General features: G+C 46.8%; 11 protein-coding genes. 3 read left to right on the top strand and 8 right to left on the bottom strand.

What is annotated here, in order from left to right:
* Window positions 1–125: 125 nt before the first annotated feature.
* The 8 genes from AB4Z17_RS15985 to AB4Z17_RS15950 all read right to left on the bottom strand — a co-directional run bounded on the left by AB4Z17_RS15985 (window position 126) and on the right by AB4Z17_RS15950 (window position 10969).
* Window positions 126–1217, bottom strand: a complete 1092-nt coding sequence (locus AB4Z17_RS15985) for an LLM class flavin-dependent oxidoreductase (protein WP_441960800.1) — start codon at window positions 1215–1217, stop codon at window positions 126–128.
* Window positions 1218–1416: 199 nt separating this feature from the next.
* Window positions 1417–3414 (bottom strand): beta-galactosidase, encoded by a 1998-nt coding sequence (locus tag AB4Z17_RS15980; protein ID WP_441960792.1) that lies wholly within the window; start codon window positions 3412–3414, stop codon window positions 1417–1419.
* Window positions 3411–4238, bottom strand: coding sequence for a carbohydrate ABC transporter permease (locus tag AB4Z17_RS15975; RefSeq protein ID WP_076266656.1), 828 nt, complete (start codon window positions 4236–4238; stop codon window positions 3411–3413). The genes AB4Z17_RS15980 and AB4Z17_RS15975 overlap by 4 nt, the downstream gene beginning before the upstream one ends.
* Window positions 4235–5119, bottom strand: a complete 885-nt coding sequence (locus AB4Z17_RS15970; RefSeq protein WP_441960791.1) for a carbohydrate ABC transporter permease — start codon at window positions 5117–5119, stop codon at window positions 4235–4237. Before AB4Z17_RS15970 ends, AB4Z17_RS15975 begins: the two co-directional genes overlap by 4 nt.
* 187 nt (window positions 5120–5306) lie before the next feature.
* Window positions 5307–6602 (bottom strand): ABC transporter substrate-binding protein, encoded by a 1296-nt coding sequence (locus AB4Z17_RS15965; RefSeq protein WP_339203749.1) that lies wholly within the window; start codon window positions 6600–6602, stop codon window positions 5307–5309.
* 101 nt (window positions 6603–6703) lie between these two features.
* The gene (locus tag AB4Z17_RS15960) at window positions 6704–7765 is read right to left on the bottom strand and encodes a response regulator transcription factor (RefSeq protein ID WP_441960789.1); all 1062 of its coding nucleotides are present in this window, start codon (window positions 7763–7765) and stop codon (window positions 6704–6706) included.
* Window positions 7758–9536: a sensor histidine kinase gene (locus AB4Z17_RS15955; protein ID WP_441960788.1), complete on the bottom strand. Its 1779-nt coding sequence runs from the start codon at window positions 9534–9536 to the stop codon at window positions 7758–7760. The genes AB4Z17_RS15960 and AB4Z17_RS15955 overlap by 8 nt, the downstream gene beginning before the upstream one ends.
* Before the next feature lie 89 nt (window positions 9537–9625).
* A complete protein-coding gene (locus AB4Z17_RS15950; RefSeq protein WP_441960786.1) occupies window positions 9626–10969 on the bottom strand; it encodes a glycoside hydrolase family 30 protein in 1344 nt (447 codons plus the stop codon).
* Between the two features lie 215 nt (window positions 10970–11184).
* Here AB4Z17_RS15950 and AB4Z17_RS15945 point away from each other — a divergent pair, with 215 nt between their 5' ends.
* The 3 genes from AB4Z17_RS15945 to AB4Z17_RS15935 all read left to right on the top strand — a co-directional run.
* A complete protein-coding gene (locus AB4Z17_RS15945; RefSeq protein WP_441960785.1) occupies window positions 11185–17892 on the top strand; it encodes a DUF7507 domain-containing protein in 6708 nt (2235 codons plus the stop codon).
* Window positions 17893–17915: 23 nt separating this feature from the next.
* On the top strand, window positions 17916–19568 hold the full coding sequence (locus AB4Z17_RS15940; RefSeq protein WP_441960784.1) for a hypothetical protein: 1653 nt from the start codon (window positions 17916–17918) through the stop codon (window positions 19566–19568).
* A 38-nt stretch (window positions 19569–19606) separates the two neighbouring features.
* On the top strand, window positions 19607–19892 hold a 286-nt coding region (locus AB4Z17_RS15935; RefSeq protein ID WP_441960783.1), incomplete at its 3' end, for a hypothetical protein.

Here is a 19892-nt window from a genome sequence, read left to right as displayed (position 1 = left end):
GAGTCGTATCACGAATAAATAATGAACCAAATGGGACATCCAATAACATAAAAAAAAGACTGCCGCCGCCACATCATGGCTTTGAACAGTCTTCTTATTTACTATTAATCTAACTTAGCAATCTTTTATTTGCTCAGTTCTCTGCGTACAACTGGCGCAACCTTCGTCGCCAGCAGCTCAATGGAAGCCGCTACCTTTGAGAACGGAATGCCGCCAATATCAAACTGAGCCATGAAGCGCTGATGACCGAATAGCTCATGCTGCGCCAATATTTTCTCAACAAGCAGATCCGGGCTGCCTACAGCCAGCGCATTGATTGGACTTGCCAATTGTTCGAATTGCTCGCGTGCCATCGACTCGCCCCTCTGCTTGCCTCCCATAAACTGGCTTACATAATGAGCATAATAAGGATAATATTCATCCTTCGCTTGCTCAGTCGAGTTGGCAATATAACCATGGCTTGTGACCGCTACTTTTAGCTCTTCTTGTTTATAGCCTGCGCGAACCCCAGCAGCACGATATACGTCTACAAGCGGTTTAAATCGAGCTGGATCTCCGCCAAGGATGGCAAGGGCCATTCCTAGACCATGGCTTCCCGCGAGCTCCGCGCTCTGAGGCGTACCGCCGACACCGACCCATACAGGCAGCTGCGCTTGTTCTGGACGAGGTGCAATCTCAGCATTCAGCAGCGGCGTTCTATATTTTCCATTCCAAGTGATATGCTCGGTTTCATTTAATGCAAGCAGAAGATTAAGCTTCTCCTGAAAGAGCTCCTTATAGCTCTCAAGCTCATACCCAAACAATGGAAATGATTCTATATACGCTCCGCGTCCCGCAATAATTTCCGCGCGTCCATCCGAGAGCAAATCGAGTGTGGCGAAATCCTCAAATACTCGAACTGGATCTGAGGTTCCAAGCACCGTCGTTGCGCTAGTTAACCGAATCCGCTTCGTCGCTTGTGCGATTGCAGCAAGCAGAACAGGTGGAGATGTAACAGCGAAGTCCAAGCGATGATGCTCACCCACTCCAAATACATCAATGCCCGCCTCATCTGCAAGCTTGGCAGCTGCGACGRTTTCCTTCAAACGCTCTCTCGCATTCGGCGATACTCTACTGATAGGATCAGTACTTAGATCACCTAATGTATAAATGCCAAATTCGAACACATCTGCTCGTTCCTTTGAAGGCTGAGCAACTTGTTGTATTTTCTCGTTGATGTCAAACACCGCTTTCCTTTATTTATATCCAAGGCAAGAGTACATATTTTGTTCGCCGACCCAGTTACTTTACGTAAGTAATGATACATAAGTTATTAAGTTGCGTCAAGATCAAGAGCATGAGGCCCGCCTAGATCTCTTACAAAGTACAAAAGAACCTTCAAAATCACAGTAAAAGTGATCGGAAGGTTCCTACTATTTAGGCTGATATGATGAGAAAGCCCCATGGTGCGAGCTCCAGCTGTTGTCCACTTGTAACTTTACTACCATTCAACAGCTCAGTACCGTCCTGATGCTGGTAGTCAAATGTAACGGCATCATTTGAGTAGTTGAAATAATATCGTATATGCTTTCCGCTAGTATTCAAGCCCGATTTCACGATGATTGGAAAAACAAGCTCTTGCTCTGCGCCCCAAAGACCTGCATTCTTCAAAGCCCCGCAAAGCACACGTCTTACAACAGCAGGGCCAGGCAAGCATCCTATATAGGTAGCCGTTCCTTTTCCATAGTTATTTCTTGTAATCGCCGCATATTCACCCCACTGCGCATGATCATAATAAGCCAGCACTTCAGCGGTTGTTGGCGTGATGAGCTCCATCCATGCTTCAACCTCTTTTGCCTCGTTACTGCGATCGATCAGTGCCCCTTTTAACCCAACATGATTTGGCGTTACGAACATGCTATAGGATATGCCGCAAGCTGCTTGTATGATACCGGGCTGCTGTGAAGTACGTACCTTAACTACCTCGTCGGCGAAGCCGCTTTTGAACGTATAAACCACATGTCCACCGCTTCGTACGAATTCATTTAATCGCTCCAAAGTCTCTGAAGGGGCAGCGTAAAGCGCTGGTACGACAATCATCTTGTATTTATCCAAATGGGTGCAGATAGGCTGAATAAAATCGACCTCGACGTTAAGCTTGTACAATTCGTCATAAAGTGCGCGAACGACATCATTATAGGTTTTGCCATCGGGAAGCTTAAACCATTCCATAGCAGATAAAGCCTCGTTGCTGACCATTACAGCCACTTGATTGTTTTTGCGGAGGCTGGCAAGGTCCTCGCTCAGCCTAGCAAAATCCGCACCGATCGTTTTGGCTTCGTAATAAACAGGATTAGGCTGAAAATCATGGCTGAGCAGCCCCTTCCAATACGTTTCGAACGAATTGTGAATCGAATGCCAGTGCCAATACGCGACCATATTGGCGCCGGAAGCAAGGTGGCTAAACGCCTGCAAGCGCAATTGCCCGGGATACGGCGTCCAATGCGGGAAGGCTTGCGCCTGCGTTTCGAGCACTAAGTAATTATCGTTTTTGAGCGATCGTGCCATGTCGCCGCCAAACGAGATTTCGATGCCGGTTAAATCATCCTGCGAAGGATGATAAATATCGACGCCCGCAATGTCAAAAGGCTCCGAAGCAGCAAAGTGATCAACGGAAGGCTGAACACCAAATGAGTAGCCTCTCCATTCAAAATCAAAGTTTTGAGTTACAAATTGTCCCGGCTGCTTATATTCGTTCACGATAGAGACCTGCCATGCCAAAAACTCATTTACCAGCTTCCGCTGGAACTTCGCGAACTCCGCGCCTAAGCTTCCATTGATTGTGCCGACAACGGAAGGGAACTCCTCCCAGCTGTTGATGCGATTGCTCCAATAATCAAGCCCAAACAGCTGATTAACGACGTCCAGCGTTTCATAAGTATCCCTCATATATTTGACGAACTGCAGCTGAACATTTGACCCCGCCGTATCATAATGTTTCGTTTCATTATCCGTCTGATAGCCAACCACGGCTGGATGTTTGCTTACGCGGCTAATGAGCTTGCGGATGATTCGCTCTGAATAGAAAAGATAAGCAGCATTCGTAATATCCATAATTTGGCGAGCGCCGTATTTTCCCGGTCCGCGAGGGGTTACAGCAAGTACATCCGGGTGCTCCTTGACCATCCAAGCAGGCACGGCATAGGTTGGTGTGCCAACAATGACTGCGATGCCGGCTTTGTGCATCGCATCCAGCACTCTGTCTACGGATGAGAAGTCGAATACGCCGTTTTGCGGCTCATGTGTGCTCCATGTCGATTCCGCGATTCGAACCACGTTTATGCCTGCTTCCTTAATCATCCGAATATCCTCATCTAATCGCTCATAAGGCATATATTCGTCATAATAAGCGACGCCATATAACAGTTTACTCATCCTTTAACAGCCCCCTCGGCAATCCCATGCATAATAAACTTTTGGAAGAAGGAGTAAATAATAATGACTGGAATCGCAGTCAGTACAAGCGCCGCCAAAATAAGCGACCATTCTTTGTTATACTCACCGAACAGCGTATTTGTCGATAAGATAAGCGTGTAATTGCTTACGTCCGTCAGCATGAGAAGCGGCAGCAGGAAATCATTCCAGATCCAGAGGAAATCTAAAATCGCTATCGTCACCGTAATCGGCACAAGCAGCGGGAAAATAATTTTAAAGAACGTTTGATATTCATTGCAGCCATCAATTTGCGCCGCCTCCTCCAGCTCCTTAGGTATAGACTTCACGAAGCCATGATACAGAAAGATCGCCATATTGACGCCGAGTCCAATATATATGATTGCAAGCCCATACGTACTGCCTTGAACAGACAAGGCTTTGGCCATTCTAGTCAATGGAATCATAATCGAATGAAACGGCACAAGCATGGAAGCGATAAACAGGAAAAAAATCAAATTGCTTATCTTTCCGCTCGTACGTGACAGCTTGTAGCCAGCAAGCGATGCGCAAAAGACGATGCCGCCGATGCCGAGCACCGAAATAATGATCGAGTTGAGTGTGCTGCCCAGCAGATTGATTTGATGAAAAGCATTTACATAATTATCGAATTGAATCTTCGATGGCAGCGAGACGAACGACTTGAACATCTCACCTTGTGTCTTAAACGAGTTAATAACCGCCAAGTAAATCGGGAAAAAAGAGATCGCAGCCCCAATCGACAGGAAAATAGTAATAAGGAGGGAGGTTGATTTATTCTGTCTCATGCTTCCACCTGTCTTTTCTTCATGACACGAATTTGGATAAAAGTGAAAATGAGAATGATCACGAATAGAATGACCGATTTTGCGCTGGCATAACCATATCGGAAGTTGTTTGAGAAGGCTTCCTCGTAAATGTTCATCGTAATAACCTGCGTGCTTCGTCCTGGTCCTCCGCCAGTCAAGCCATAAACAACCTCGAACACTTTAAACGCGCCGTTTAGCGTAAGGAAGAAACAGATCGTAATCGCATGTGAAATCATTGGCAAGGTCACATTGCGAAACGTTTGGAAAGCGGTAGCTCCATCGATAACAGCTGCTTCCTTCAAGCTTTGAGGCACACCTTGCAGTCCTGCCAAATAAATGATCATCATGTAGCCGACGCCGTTCCAGAGGGATACGGTGAGAATCGAGAAGAAACTTACTTTTGGATCACCGATCCAAGCTTGGTCCAGAAACGTAAGCGCTGTCTTTTCTGCCAGCTGAGGAAGCACCTGCGCGAATACAAATGTCCACATAAATGCGCTGATAATCGTGCTTATCATGTTGGGCATGAAGAAAATGGTACGGAAGAAACCTTTGCTTTTGCGGCGTGATTCAATAAATACAGCCAGCAGCAGTGCAAATACATTTTGCAGCACAACCATGAACAGCACATACTTCAAGGTGAACAATAACGAACCGACAAAATCGGGATCGTCTCTAAGCGCTTCAATAAAGTTGCCCATTCCAATAAAGTCATAGTCACGATTCAAGCCATTCCAATCCGTGAAGCTGTAAAACATTCCGCCGAGCGTTGGAATCAGCAGGAAGATCGCGTACAAAATAAAAGCGGGCGCGACAAACGTAAATAACGAGATGTATTTTTTGTAGCTCTTGATCGGCACAGTATCCGCCCCTCTCCTATGTGTCTTTACTGAGCAAAAACGTCTTCGGCGTCCTTTAGACGCTGAGCAGCTTTGACGGTGAAATATAAGATAAGCATGAGAAAATGATATACTTTCTTATATTTTAAAATCGGGATGAAGCGAAGCAGAATCTCCTTGTCTCCCCTTCATCCCGAGCATGTGTGGTTTATTTATTTACCTTGTTGTACGATTTCCAAGCTTTATCAAGTGCTTTGAGGACATCATCCTGCGATAATTGACCGGCATAATACGCTTGCAGCCCTTTGCCCACTTCATCCTTCACGGATTGAGGAATAGCTGGGTCTTGATAAGACTTGCCTTCTTTCACATAAGCTGTTGCATCATTAACCCATGGATAGCTCTCATACGTATGCACGGTGGAGATTGGGTTGAATTTAAGCGCTTGGAAGAAAGCATTTGAAGCCGTGTCATCCAGAATATAGTTGATGAAATCCAGCGCGACTTCCTTGTTTTTTGTGCTCTTAGAGACAGCTAAAGAAGTCGAAGCGCTAAGGTTAATAAGTGTCGCATCTGGATTGTCATTGATTGGCAGCGGTGCTACACCAAAATCAAGATCCGGATTGGATTTAAGAATCGTTTCTGCGTACCACGGCCCTTGCAGCCACATTGCGCCTTTGCCGGCCGCAAACGCTGCTGCGCCATCATCGCCGCCCACTTCTGTCGCTTTTTCCGTTCCGTTCGCATTAATAAGATCAAAGATGTCGAACATTGCTTTTAGCTCTGTAAAGGAGCCTTCATCCTTATTCATCCGTTCGATGAAGTCAGCGTCCTCCGTATTGATAAGTGCGCCTGCAGCAAGCGGCAGCACTAGCTGTGGAATCCAAGCTTCCTTATATGAAAGCACAAAAGGCGTTACCTTATTCGCTTTCAGCTTCTCGACAACCGCTTTCATTTCTGTCAGCGTTTTTGGAGGGGTAATGCCAAGATCCGTAAAGATCTTTTTGTTGTACAAGTAGCCCCATGACAATGTTTCCAGAGGAACGGCTACGACTTTACCATCTGTTGTTGTAACCGAAGGTTTAACGCTGTCCAGCAGCTTGCCGACAAAAGGCTGATCGGATAAATCCTCTAAGTAACCTGCTTTGTAGTAAGAAGGAATTTCGTTAATGGCATGAAGCGCGAAAATATCAGGTGCATCGTTGGAGGCAAGGCGCGTCTTCAAAATTTGTGCCGCATTATCGGCTGTCGGCATTTCGAGCTGCACCGACACGTCGATGTTTTTCTCTGCTTTTTCTTTGGCTACGAAGTCGGCAATATATTTATCGTAATGCTCTTTAAAACGAGGCTGAGCAATGAACATTTTCAGCTTTACGCTCTTGGCTTCACCGCCGCCGCTTGCTGCCCCATCTGTGCTGCCAGCATTATTTGTATTGCTGCCGCAGCCAGCTAACAGTGTTGTCGCGAGCATCGTAACGAGTAAGCCTTTAACTATTTTTTTCATCTCATTTGACCTCCCAGAAGCTTGTTTTGTTTACGCTTTCATTGTATCTAAAAAATGAAAGCGTTTAATTGGACAGAATTAGACTCTTTCGTTGGACATTTTTAAACCTCGCTGCTCTTCCTCATCTCACCTGGCGCGATGCCAAAATGCTTCTTGAACACACGATAAAAATAGGTGATATCCTCGTAGCCCGCCATTTCCGCAATCGCTTTAATGGGAATGCTCTCATCCATCAGCCACTCTTTTGCCTTCACCATGCGCAGGTGCAGCATATAATCCGTGACATTGCGTCCATATTCCTGCTTGAACACCTTGCTCAAATATTCCTTGCTCACAAAAAAAGCTCTAGCGAGCTGCTCCAGCGTAACCGGCTCCGTATAATGTTTCTCCATATACAGCCTGACTTCATCCAAATTCAATTTGTTTTTAAATTTGCGCTGCTGAATAAGCTGCTCCAGTGTAGTCACATAATGATAGGTAAGAAAAGCAGCTGTATTCTCGCCTGACTGGGTGATCTCATGCCCATACGGCGCATGCAGCGAGTCGCTGTCTTGCGAATTAGCATTCATTAATTCCTTAAGCAGCAGAAGCAGCTCTTGTACGACCTGCTCCAGCATGACCGCTTTCGTACTGCCGCTCTGCTCGAGCTCCTTCATCATTTGATCTAGCGTTGTCTTAACGCCATCTGTATTCAGCTCATTGAAACGCAGCTTTAAAAGCTTCTTATACGATGCCAATGTATACGAAATATCAAGATCAAGCGATAATGTTCCACGCTCCATCTGAGCAGCTTCAAGCCCGCTTTTGCAATTTTGCAGCGCCGTATTAAGCTCTTTCGGATCCACTGGCTTAAGCAGATAATCCATCGCCTTAAAGCGAAGCGCATGTTTCGCATATTGAAAATCATCATACCCGCTGACGACAATCGTCTTGATCGCTGGAAACTGGTCATTAAGCTGCTGCAGCAGCGCAGCGCCATCTGTTCCGGGCATCCGCATGTCAGTAATGACAATATGAGGCTTCAAAACCTCCATCATTCGAAGCGCTTCCGTACCGTCCTCTGCTTCTCCTACAATTTCCATGCCCAGGCTTTCCCATTCTCCGAACGCTTTTATGATGTCTCTTGCCCAGCTCTCATCATCCACAATGTATACTTTAAGCATGCTGATCTCCCCCTGCTATTGGAATCGAGACGGTGACCGTCGTTCCCGCTCCTAACTCGCTTTCAATCGTAATCCCATAGTCTGGGCCAAAATGCATTTGAATGCGGGACGCTACATTTTGAATGCCGATCCGATTGCCGTGCGTCCAAACCTGCCCGCTATGTTGATGAAGCCGCTTTTGCAGGTCGGCAAGCTTATCCTCGCGTATGCCGACGCCATTGTCACGGATTCGAATTCGAACCTTATCATGCTCACGCGCTACGCTCACGCTAAGCTCCCAATGACCTGATTTATTTTCTAGACCATGGAAAAAAGCATTTTCAACAATCGGCTGAAGCGTCAGCTTCGGAATGGGAGAAAGCATCATGGACTCGTCCATTTCCGTGTGATAGGTAAGCTTGGAGTAAAAACGCTGCTTCTGGATAAGCATATAATTGTTTAAATGATCGATTTCTGCTTTTAAGGAGGCGAGATCGTTGGGATCGCGAATGACATATCGAAACATATCGCTAAGCGACCGAATGATTTCGTAGCTCTCCGCAGGTTTTTTCGTAAAGAGCATACTGCCGATCATTTGAAGTGTATTTTGCAAAAAATGCGGATTGATTTGCGCTTGGAGCGCTTTAAGCTCCGCGGTTTTTTTCTCCAGATTGATGCTGTATTCCGTTTTAATATGCTCTCTTATGCGGTATGACATGTTGTAAAGCTTCGTTTCAAGCAAGCCGATCTCATCTACGCGGTTGCTTTGAGGCAGCTCTGTTTCCTTGATGATGCCAAGGCCCTGCATCGATCTTGCGAGCGTAACAATTGGCGTTGCCGTCCGCCAGGCTAACAAAATAGCAATCAAAATCGACAGCACGATAGAAATTGCGCCTACGATAAGGCCAAATCGCATCGTCGACTGCGCGCTCTTATTAATAAAGCTGGTCGGGATAATCGTAATCAGCTTCAAGCCGACGGGATCAATCGTGTTATAGAAGACGTACTCCTTAGACATGCGGAAATAACCTTGATCCGCTGTTGCTTCCTTGATCCGCACCATAATGTTATCCGACGGGCGCTCTCCGAAACGTTGATAAAGCACATTTCCGTCTTCGCTCGCGATCAGAACCTGGTGATCCTTGCCGCGGCCTATCAAATCGAGCGTCTGATCAAGCATCGACCAGCGAATTTTAAGCGAGATACCGCCAAGCTTCTCCCGATTCTCAAAACGGTTAATGCTCCGAATCAATTGAAAGTGACCTTCATCCCCATTATTGGATTTAATAAGAAAATCTTTATTTTCCTCAAATAACTGCTTATAAGGAGAAGGGATAGCAGGCGAGGTTTCCAAATCATATTGATTTCCGCTTATGGTAAACAGTTTCCGCGGCTCTTTCAAAAACAGCTCGACGCCGATGACATGATTTCCTGCGGAATAAAACAAATTGCTCAGTGTATCCATAATATTTTTTTGAGCGGCAAATTGGTTAATGAGCAGCGACCCCTCTGTGCTTGCCAAATAATCACTAAGATGAGGGCTGATGAGTACGGAATAAACGAGATTGTTCAATTGCGAGAACTGCTCGCCCAAATAGACGCCAGTCCACTTCATATTCGATAAATTCGTTCCGATAACTTCCGCTTCCATCGACTTTCGGTTGTTTTCGGCGGCCAAGGCAGTAACCGCTATAATCGGAATAACGGATAAAAAAATCATCGTAAAAATCAGTTTATTCCGAATACTGCGGCGGAAGGGTTCTGTCAGTAAACGGATTAGCTTGGCCAACATTTGCTCTCTCGCCTCCCGCTTCTCTTCTAGCTATTGTGTGCAAAAAACTAACGCCCCATCGATTGCTGGCGTTAGTTTATATGCTTTCATCATCCACATGGAATGACAATTGTATGAAAGGATTCGGGTTCCAGCTCAAGCAGCTGGAGTTTGGAGCCGATGGACAAACGCAGCTCCCTTTTTTCCTTGAACGGATTCGTTAAGACGATGATGCGTGTGCCGTCCGGCTTCTCGAAAGCAATTGCATTGCCTGACCATGGACCTTTCAGCCCTATTCTTCTATCATCAGGCGAAGTGAAATGGGCAAAATGCTTCATCACATAATACTCGGGATTACGAATGGCAAGCTGCTTTTCCTTGTCTACGGTCAGCATCGCATTTTGCTCCCAGCCCCATGTGCTGCGGCCTTTTGGCYCCAGCACCATGTTCCAGTAAATATAAGCGTTCACGCCATTCGTAAAATAATGATGATAGAGATTAAATACATATCTTGCATAGAACCAACTGTTTTCACCGTCACCGCATTCATTTTCCGTTTGCATATAACGAAGCTCAGGATAGCTTTGAACGGTACGCTGCAAAGCATGCTTGCCCGCCCATTGATAGCCTACGCCCTTCACATATTTATAAGCTTCAGGGTCGCTTAGCACCGTATTGGCATATGCATCAAAATCAGTTGCCTTCTTCTTCAGCCATTCATCCCATGCCTCCGGCGCATTAATTGTGCCCAGCCATATTTCTGTATCGAGTCCGTGCCTCTCGAAGGCAGGTCCCAAATAATCACGTATAAATTCACGAAGCTGCTCGCCTGTCCATACGCAGGAAGGAAACTTCTGATCTGCAACCACCTCATTTTGAACATGAACCTGGTGAATCGTAATGCCTTCTGCCTTGTATGCCTCAACAAACTTTACGAAATAGAGCGCATACGCTTCTAAAATTTCTTTCTCCCAGCGCAGCGTGCCGTAATTGTACGCCTTCGGAAATTTCATCCAGGTCGGAGGGCTCCACGGAGAGGCAAACAGCTTCAATTCAGGATTGAGTTTTAGCGCTTCCTTAATATAAGGAATCAAATGTTGCTGATCACGGGCAATGGAGAAATGCTCCATACTTAAGTCTCCGTCTGTTTCGTTTAAGCTATACCATTCCAGTGCATAATCGCTAGCGCCAATCGGAAGCCTGCAAATACTGAATTTATGCTCGCCTTCGGGATGAAAGAGCGCATGCATCACTTGACTGCGTTCTTCCTCCGGCAGATGCTGCAGAGCAGCATAACCAAGCTCGTTAAAGCAGCCTCCAAACCCTTCTAACCGTTGAAAGCTCTCACCTGAGAATGTCAGATTAGTGTTTCCATTACCAGCTTCCTCTATCGTTTTATTGAACCATCGCTTGGTTTCCGTGCTTGCAAACCATTGTATCTGTTTCTCTCTCATCACCGCAAACCTCACTTTTTGAAAGCGTTTTTATCATTATATCTTGTAAATGAAAGCGTTTAATTGGACGAAATTAGACTCTATTCTTGGACGATATTAAACCAACGCAACAAAGCGCACAAACTATATTTTAAGAAGACAAACAAAATAGTGGCTAAAGTCTCATAAACTAAGCAATACATTCATATTTACAAGAAAATTAGCTTTTGAAGGGGGTGAATACGATACCTCTGGTCGTCCGATCAACATTAAACGCAACCGGCGCCATTACATTTACGGGGAATACGCTGGGTCTCAGCCGCTCAGATGTTGCTGGAACCCCTGGTACTTCCGATAGTATAGGCGCTTTCAGCACTACGAATACAGCAGCTCGGTACGGCACGTACCCGCTTGGAACGACGAGCAACTATTTGGAAAATAGTTCTGCCGCCGCTCTCGTTCTCCCCACTGGAAGCACTGTTCTTTATGCAGAGCTTATTTGGGGCGGCACTTATGTCAATGGAACCGTTAATCTAACCGCAGCCATTAACAATCCCGTTACATTCATTACACCGCTTGGAACCTCAAGCATCACTCCTGATGCAGCAACAAGCAATACGTTCGATTTTGGGGGAGGCGCACTTGGCTATACTCGTTCAGCCAATGTCACCTCGCTTGTGCTGGCGGCAGGCGCGGGGACCTATATAACAGGCGGCGTAGTCGGAACGATTGTTATTCCCGGCGATTCAACTGCTAACCATGCTGGCTGGACCCTCGCCGTCATTTTTCAGAATCCTTCACTTCCGTTTCGCAACATGTCGCTGCGGGTTGGAGCTATTTTGGTTCAAAGCACTTCGGCAGCGGTCAATACGACAATAACCGGGTTTGCCACGCCGATCTCGGGAGCCTTAGGCGGCAGGGCCTTGTTTAGCGCTCAGGAAGGAGATGCAAACCGAACAGGCGATCAAGCGTTGTTCGGCCCGACGGCAGCTAGCTTGGTAGCTCTATCTGGCACAAACAATTTCGCTAACAATTTTTTCGCCTCACAAATTAACAATGATTCCGGCGCATTAAACACAACCGGAACTTTCGGGGACCGCAATCAAACAAACGGTACACCCGGCACGAACATCATTGGCGGTCGACAGGGCTGGGATATTACGAATGTTGATATTTCCGCTAGGCTGACGAACAACCAGAGCTCAGCCGTTTTGTCGCTTACAACATCTGGTGATGCTTATGTATTAAACGCAAATGCCATCCAAGTCAATATTAATGCGCCCGTTATCAATGTAACGCTAAGCGAGAATGCAACAGGACCTACCATCGGCGACATCATCACCTTTACGGTCACGGTCAGCAACTCAGGGACAGCAAACGCAGCCAGTATCGTCTTAACCGATACATTGCCTGCTGGCGTTACGTTCGTACCAGGCAGCGTCGTTGTTGGCGGCGTCTCGAAACCGACATTCGACATAAGAACCGGAGCGCCGCTAGGCTCATTAAACCTGGCAACCTCCATCACCGTTACCTATCAAGCTACCGTAACCTCCTTGCCAACCACCGCTCAGCTTTCAAGCACAGCTAATGCCGCCTTTACGTTTCAAAGCATAGCAGGCGGTCCCAATATTACAGGCGTTATTCCTTCAAATACTGTCACTATACCTGTTTATGCCCCTAATTTATCTATTGTAAAAAGTGCGAACACGCAGAACGCAACGGTTGGTGATCAAGTAGTCTACACACTGCTCGTAGCGAATGCCGGCAGTTCAGCAGCCATTGTCACTCTGACAGACAACATACCTGCGGGAACATCATTTATACCGAATAGCTTCCGTGTCAACGGAGTCGTTGTAGCAGGTGCGAATCCATCTGCGGGAGTAGCCATTGGAACGATTGCAGCTGGGGGATCATCGACGGTCACGTTTCAAGTGCAAGTAAATGTTTTGCCTTCGCCACCTCAGCTTGTGAATCAGGGATCAGCCACCTATACGTATCAACTACCTGATGGAAGAATCTTTCCCGGCTCATTAGCTTCCAACACGATAACGGTTCCTGTTAGACTTCCAAATGTAGTGGTCACGAAGAGCGCTAACTTAACCGACATCGCTGTAGGTGAAACATTAACCTATACCTTAGTCGTCACGAACAGCGGCATCGAATCCGTCACCAATGTCACATTGGGAGACACCATTCCTGTTGGAGCGGAATTCACCTCTGGAAGCGTAATTGTAGCTGGCGTATCCAAACCAACAGCAAATCCCGCGAGCGGCATCAGTTTAGGAACCATTGCGCCAAGCAGCTCTGTCACCGTTACTTTTGCAATTCGCGCGACTGCTATTCCTAGCTCAGGTACATTTGTTAATCAGGCTTCGGTATCCTACAGCTCTGGCGTTTTCACAGGTCTCTCACTGTCTGGCAGCGTGACAACGCCTGTATATCAACCCATCATCAGCATTACAAAAAACGGTACGCCTACGAACGCTACTGTTGGAGGAACAATAACCTATTCATTCAGCGTAAAAAACAGTGGGAATATTGCTGCCCAAGTGACCTTAACGGATAATATCCCAACCGGCTCATCCTTTGTGCCAAACAGTGTCACCGTTAATGGAACAGCACTTCCCGGCAGCAGTCCCGTTACAGGCATTTCACTTGGAGCTATGCCTCCTTCCGGCGTATCAAGCGTCTCATTTCAAATCTTGTTAAGCTCGCTTCCGTCGCCGCCAACTTTAGTCAATCAAGCCTCAGGCTTATATACCTATCAGTTGCCTAGCGGCAGAAGCTTAAGTGGGAGCAGCAGCTCCAATACGATCACGCTCACTGCCCAAGCACCAAACGTCACAATTACCAAAGCTGTCAACGCTACCGCAGCTGCTGTAGGTGACATTTTGACATTTACGATTGTCGCTGTAAATAACAGTGTCGTACCTGTTACAAATGTCAACATCTCCGACACGTTGACCAGCAGCGCAGCTTTCATTGCAGGAAGCGCAACAATTAACGGGGTCGCAACAGCTGCAAACCCGAATGTCGGCATTTCTATCGGCACCATTAATCCATCTGCCAGCGTTACTATCGTATTTCAGGCACAGGTAACATCGCTGCCCGATCCCGCTGTCATATCTAATCGCGCGGCCATCAGCTATACATCAGGTTCATTTACAGCATCTTCGTTATCCGAAACGATTCAAATTCCGGTGTACCAGCCCATCATTTCTATTGTTAAGCTTGCAAGCACTCAAAATGCAACGATAGGCGACACTTATACTTATACATTAAGAGTCCAAAACAGCGGCAATATTGGCGCTACAGTAAACGTAACGGATAATATCCCAGCCGGCGCTGTTTTCGATACAAACAGCGTGCTCATAAATTCAGCACCCTTTCCCGGATTAAATCCTGTAACAGGGATACCCATCGGAAATGTACTGCCTGGGAGCATGACAGAAATCAGCTTTGTCGTGACGGTTGCAACACTGCCTTCACCTCAATTTCTCGTCAACCAAGCAGGTGCAACCTACAATTACTCACTGCCGGACGGTCGTCAATTAAATGGTGCATCGGCTTCTAATACCGTCTCAATACCTGTGTCACTGCCCAACGTAACTTTAGTGAAATCTGCAGCACCTACTTCCGTCGTTGTGGGCGATACCTTCACCTATACCTCCATTGTAACCAACAACGGTATTGCTCCTGTTAACCATGTCGTAGTTAACGATCCTTTAGCCGATAATATTGCCTTTATTAGCAATAGTGTGTTCATTAACGGCACTCCCCGGGCGGATTCAGCTCCATCCACCGGTATCCCAATCGGTACCCTCGCCCCTGGCGGTTCGGCTACCGTAACTTTTGAGGTGAGAGTAACGATGGCAGTCCCAACGCAAATAACGAATCAATCAACCGTAAGTTTTACATCAGGTGCATTCTCAGCTTCATCCTCGTCTAATACGACAACAACTCCTGTAACTCAGCCGCAAATATCTTTGCAATTAAGCGCGAATACAAGCAATGCTACGCTGGGAGACACCGTTACCTATACCGTTCTTGTAAGCAATACTGGGAATCTTGCAGGAATACTCACGTTAACGGATGCACTTCCTGCTGGAACAACGTTTGCGCCAAACAGCGTCGTCGTTGGCGGCGTTCCGCATCCTGGAGAATCGCCTGTAACCGGCATTAGCGTGGGAAGCGTTTTGCCTGGTGTGCCGATAACCGTCACCTATTCGACAGTAATTACAACACTTCCAAACCCGCAGGTCCTTGTGAATCAAGCCATAGGAGCTTATACATTTACACCGCCAGATGGCAGGCTTCTGAATGGCTCCACACAATCAAACGTATTGTCTGTTCCCGTTTCTGCACCTAACGTTGCGGTCGTCAAAAGCACAACGACGGTCGATGCTGCGCTTGGAGACATCATTACTTATTCAGTTGTCGTAACAAACAGCGGCATTGAATCGATCAATAATGTTGTACTTACAGATCCTGTGCCGGACGGAGCAACATACGTTGCCGGCAGCTTGACGATAAATGGCAATCCTGCGCCTGGTGTGCCTGCATCGGGAATTGCCCTTGGATTAATCCCTTCATCCAATACGGTAACCGTGTCGTTCAAGCTCAGCGTTACTTCTATTCCAGTCTCCGGGCAAATCGGAAACCAAGCAAATATTACCTTTACATCCGGTGTATTCTCGGGCATGACGATGTCCAACGTCGTTAATACCCCTGTCTATCAGCCCGTAATCTCACTCATTAAAAGTGCAAATTCTATTAACGCCACACTTGGGGACACCGTCAGCTACCGAATCGACGTCAGCAATACAGGAAATTATGCTGGGAATGTAATATTGACTGACAATATCCCGCTCGGTGCAATCTTTGAGCCCAACAGTGTTCTAGTGGGAGGGCAGCCTCAGCCAGGTGCCGACCCTGTAACAGGCATCAACATTGGCGCTGTTGCTCCTAATGCAACCGTGTCCATTACCTTCTCTGTCATCATCGATTCCCTGCCGAATCCGCAGCAGCTTTCAAACCAAGCTCTTGCAAGCTTTGCATTTGTTCTGCCAAGCGGACGCCCGCTTAGCGGCAGCGCAAGCTCCAACACCGTCGTAATTTCTGTATCTGCACCTAATGTCAGTGTTGTCAAAAGCACAACTTCAACAGCCGTAGCAATTGGCGATATCGTCACCTATTCTATAAACATTCTCAATAGCGGCATCGAAGCGGTAAATAATATTATTTTTACAGACCCATTGCCGGTCGGAAGTGCTTTAGTTCCAGGCAGCGTATTGGTAGACGGGGTGCCAAGACCAACGGCCAATCCCGCAACCGGTGTAGCTATAGGGACGATCGTACAAGGCAATACCGTTGTAGTATCCTTCAACGTATCCGTCATTTCTTTACCCGCTTCTGGACAGCTTAGCAATCGTTCATCTGTCAGCTTTACATCAGGTGTATTCTCGGGCGTCACTTTCTCGAACACAGTAATCATTCCTGTCTATCAGCCGATACTAAGAGGAACCAAAAGTGGAAACACCAGCAATGCGACGATTGGCGACACCGTTGTCTATACGATTGCAATTCAAAATACCGGAAATTATCCCGGTATCGTTACCTTAACGGATACGATTCCAGCTGGCACAAGTCTTGTCCAGAACAGCGTCATCGTTAATGGCCAGCTCGTGCCAGGTGCAGATCCGGCAGCAGGAATATCGCTTGGCAGCGTCACAACTACGGCAAATGTCACTTTTTCGGTAGTCATCAATGCGCTTCCGCAAAATCAGCAGCTTGTGAACCAAGCGTCCGCAACCTACAGCTTCTCGCTGCCAGACGGCCGCACCTTAGGCGGCTCATTCATTACAAACGCCTTGTCCATTCCTGTATCTGCACCTAATGTTGCCGTTGTAAAGAGCACCACTGTTACCGATGCGGTCGTAGGAGACACGATAACCTATCGAATTGCGATTACGAACAACGGGATTGAGAATATCAATAATGTGCTGGTAGTCGATCCCTTGTCCCCTGGATCATCCTTTCAGGCAGGAAGCGTCTTAATCGATGGTGTTTCTAAACCAGCAGCTAACCCGTCCCTTGGCATCTTAGTCGGGTTGATCGCGCCTAGCGTTACCGTGTTGGTTGATTTCAGCGTACTAGTAACGTCGCTTTCAGATTCCGGCACGCTCAGCAATAGAGCTACCGTAAGCTTTACTTCGGGTGCTTTTTCAGGAAATACATTTTCCAACACGATCGTTACACCGATATATCAACCTATTCTTGCACTTGGCAAATCTGCCGATACCGCAAATGCGACTGTCGGAGACACAGTTACTTATTCACTAACTATCACGAATACTGGCAATATTGCCGTGCAGGCTTCCGTATTTGATACGATTCCAACTGGCGCCGCCTTTGTACCCAATAGTGTACTAATCAATGGCGTACCGCAGCCTGGCGCTAATCCGGCGACTGGTGTTCCCGTTGGCACCGTCTCGCCTGGCGCATCCGTTAGCATTCTGATTTCACTGCAGGTAACAGTAGATGCACTTCCTTCACCGCAGCTGCTCGTGAACCAAGCAACAGCCAACTTCTCCTACGTACCGCCGGATGGCCGTGTGCTGACCGGAACTATTTTATCGAATGTATTGTCTATTCCTGTGTCTTCTCCAAATGTGTCTGTCGTGAAAAGCGCATCATCCGTTGATGCTGTTGTAGGCGATACCATTACCTATACCATAACGGTGTCCAACAATGGCATTGAATCCGTCAATAACGTCATACTCATCGACCCTACCCCAGCAGGCACAACGTTTACGGCGGGCAGTGTCACTGTAGATGGTTCACCGCGGCCAACAGCTAATCCCAATAATGGCATTACCATTGGCACCATTGCTGCTGGAGGCAGCTCAACGGTTAGATTCAATGTGCTGGTTGTTACACTATGAGCCCGCTTCCTGGCGGTAATCCAATGGTTCAAAATCAATCGCTTGTTCAGTTTGCCTCAGGAAGCGCAGAGCTGGTGACCTACTCCAACACGGTCAATACTGCATTAATAGGGACTCGTATCGTACTCGAGAAAAAAGCCTATGAAAGCGAGGTTTCTCTTGGCAGTACGATAACCTACAATATCACGGCGACAAACACAGGAAACACAGCCGGYAGCGTCACACTTACCGACAAGCTGCCGGAAGGAACTTCATTTGTCGCGAACAGCGTAATATTGAACGGAACACCCATGCCTGGCGCTAACCCAAGCAACGGTATTGCAATTGGAGATATGATGCCGCAAACGCAAGCTCAAATCATATTTCAACTCATTGTCGTTTCCATTCCAAGCAGCCTTCAGCTAGTTAACCAAGCGCAGGCAGATGCCGAATTTCGAACAGCAGAAGGGCGAATTGTCACGAGTATTACCAACTCGAACACGCTCGTTACACCTGTTAATGAGGTATCGCTATCTGCTCGACTTAACGCAAGCACCGAACAAACCTTTGTCTCAGAGCATGTAACCTATGAACTTACGATTGTTAATGACGGCAATCTTAGTCTCCGAGAGGCAGTCGCTTCCTTCGATCTGCCTCTCGGCATCCTTTTTGTGCCCGGCAGCGTGACAATCAATGCAGTTATTTCACCAAGCGCTGATCCGAATGCAGGTATCCCGCTCGGCACTATTAGACCACAATCAACCATCGTTATCACCTATCGCGCGCAAACGACGGAGGATGCAGCCTCTACATCTATCAGCAAAGCGATCATTCGTTATCAAGTYTCCGGCACGCCGGATTATACGCATTCAAATAAGGTCGCCGTTATCCTTATCCAGCCCGAGATCAGCGTTAATAAGCAAGTAGATCAGCTTGTTGCTGTCCCAGGTGATGTCTTGCATTACTCGATCTACATTGAGAATGCCAGTAATGTTGCCGTTGATGCCGTGATGGATGACGCTTTGCCTGCTGGCACAGTCTTTGTACCAAATAGCCTGAAGTTAAATAACCATTCGATGCCAGGCGTGTTTATTGAAGATGGCATTAATCTCGGTACGCTGCTCGGGCAATCACAAAACATGATAACCTTTGATGCCCAAATCCCTTTACAACTTGCCACTGTTGCACCATTAACGAACACTGCATCGGTTGTATACACTTTTCGGCTCTCAGATGGAAGAGTAGTTAGCAATTCCGCGATCTCAAATACTGCAATAACAGAAGTGGCTGCTCCTATCATTCAGCTTACAGCAAAGATCACTCCGCCTATTGTGGAGTATGGCGATACAATAACCATCGTTTCAACGCTTATGAATAATGGAAACTTGCCAGCTTTCGTTTCATTTACAAACGAGTTTCCATTTGGCGTGGATTTATTGCCAAAAACGTTCCGTGTGGATGGAGCTCGACTAAGCCCCATTGATTATGACGGCAACAAAACTTGGCAGCTTGGAATTATACTACCCGGAGCAACACTTGAAATCATTTATTCTGCTATCGTTACGGACGCAATCGTTTCTGATGAAATCGCAGGTTATGTCAAAGCGAAATTTTCCTATGAGGTAAGCGGGCAAAGCTACACTGGCGAGACCCTATCCAATTCATTAGTCGTTGCTGTGATTGGGGATGACGAGTGAAACAAAGAAACAAATAAGGGGCTGTCTCAAAAGTCATTTTGCGATTTTTTGAGCACTACTTAGAACTTATTTTCATCGAGAAAAAGGACCTCAAGCTCCACTATACAGCGGAATTTGAAGTCCTTTCATTTGAAAACGGGGATGTTTCCCTGATGCAAAGGCTTTTGCGGCAGCGCCTGCAGCATCTTCATCTAAGTGCAGAAATGCACTTATTTAACCAAATTTTCTTCAAATCTGATCAATTAGAGGTATTAGTACACCTATTTGCAACATTCCAATCTTGTTTGTTAAAAACAGGTGCACTTTTACACTTATTTACTCTCC

Origin of the sequence: Paenibacillus sp. TAF43_2 (assembly GCF_052113545.1) — a bacterium.
Lineage (GTDB): Bacteria > Bacillota > Bacilli > Paenibacillales > Paenibacillaceae > Pristimantibacillus.
Note: the sequence above shows the minus strand (reverse complement) of the source record. Positions and strands in the feature narration are given on the sequence as shown.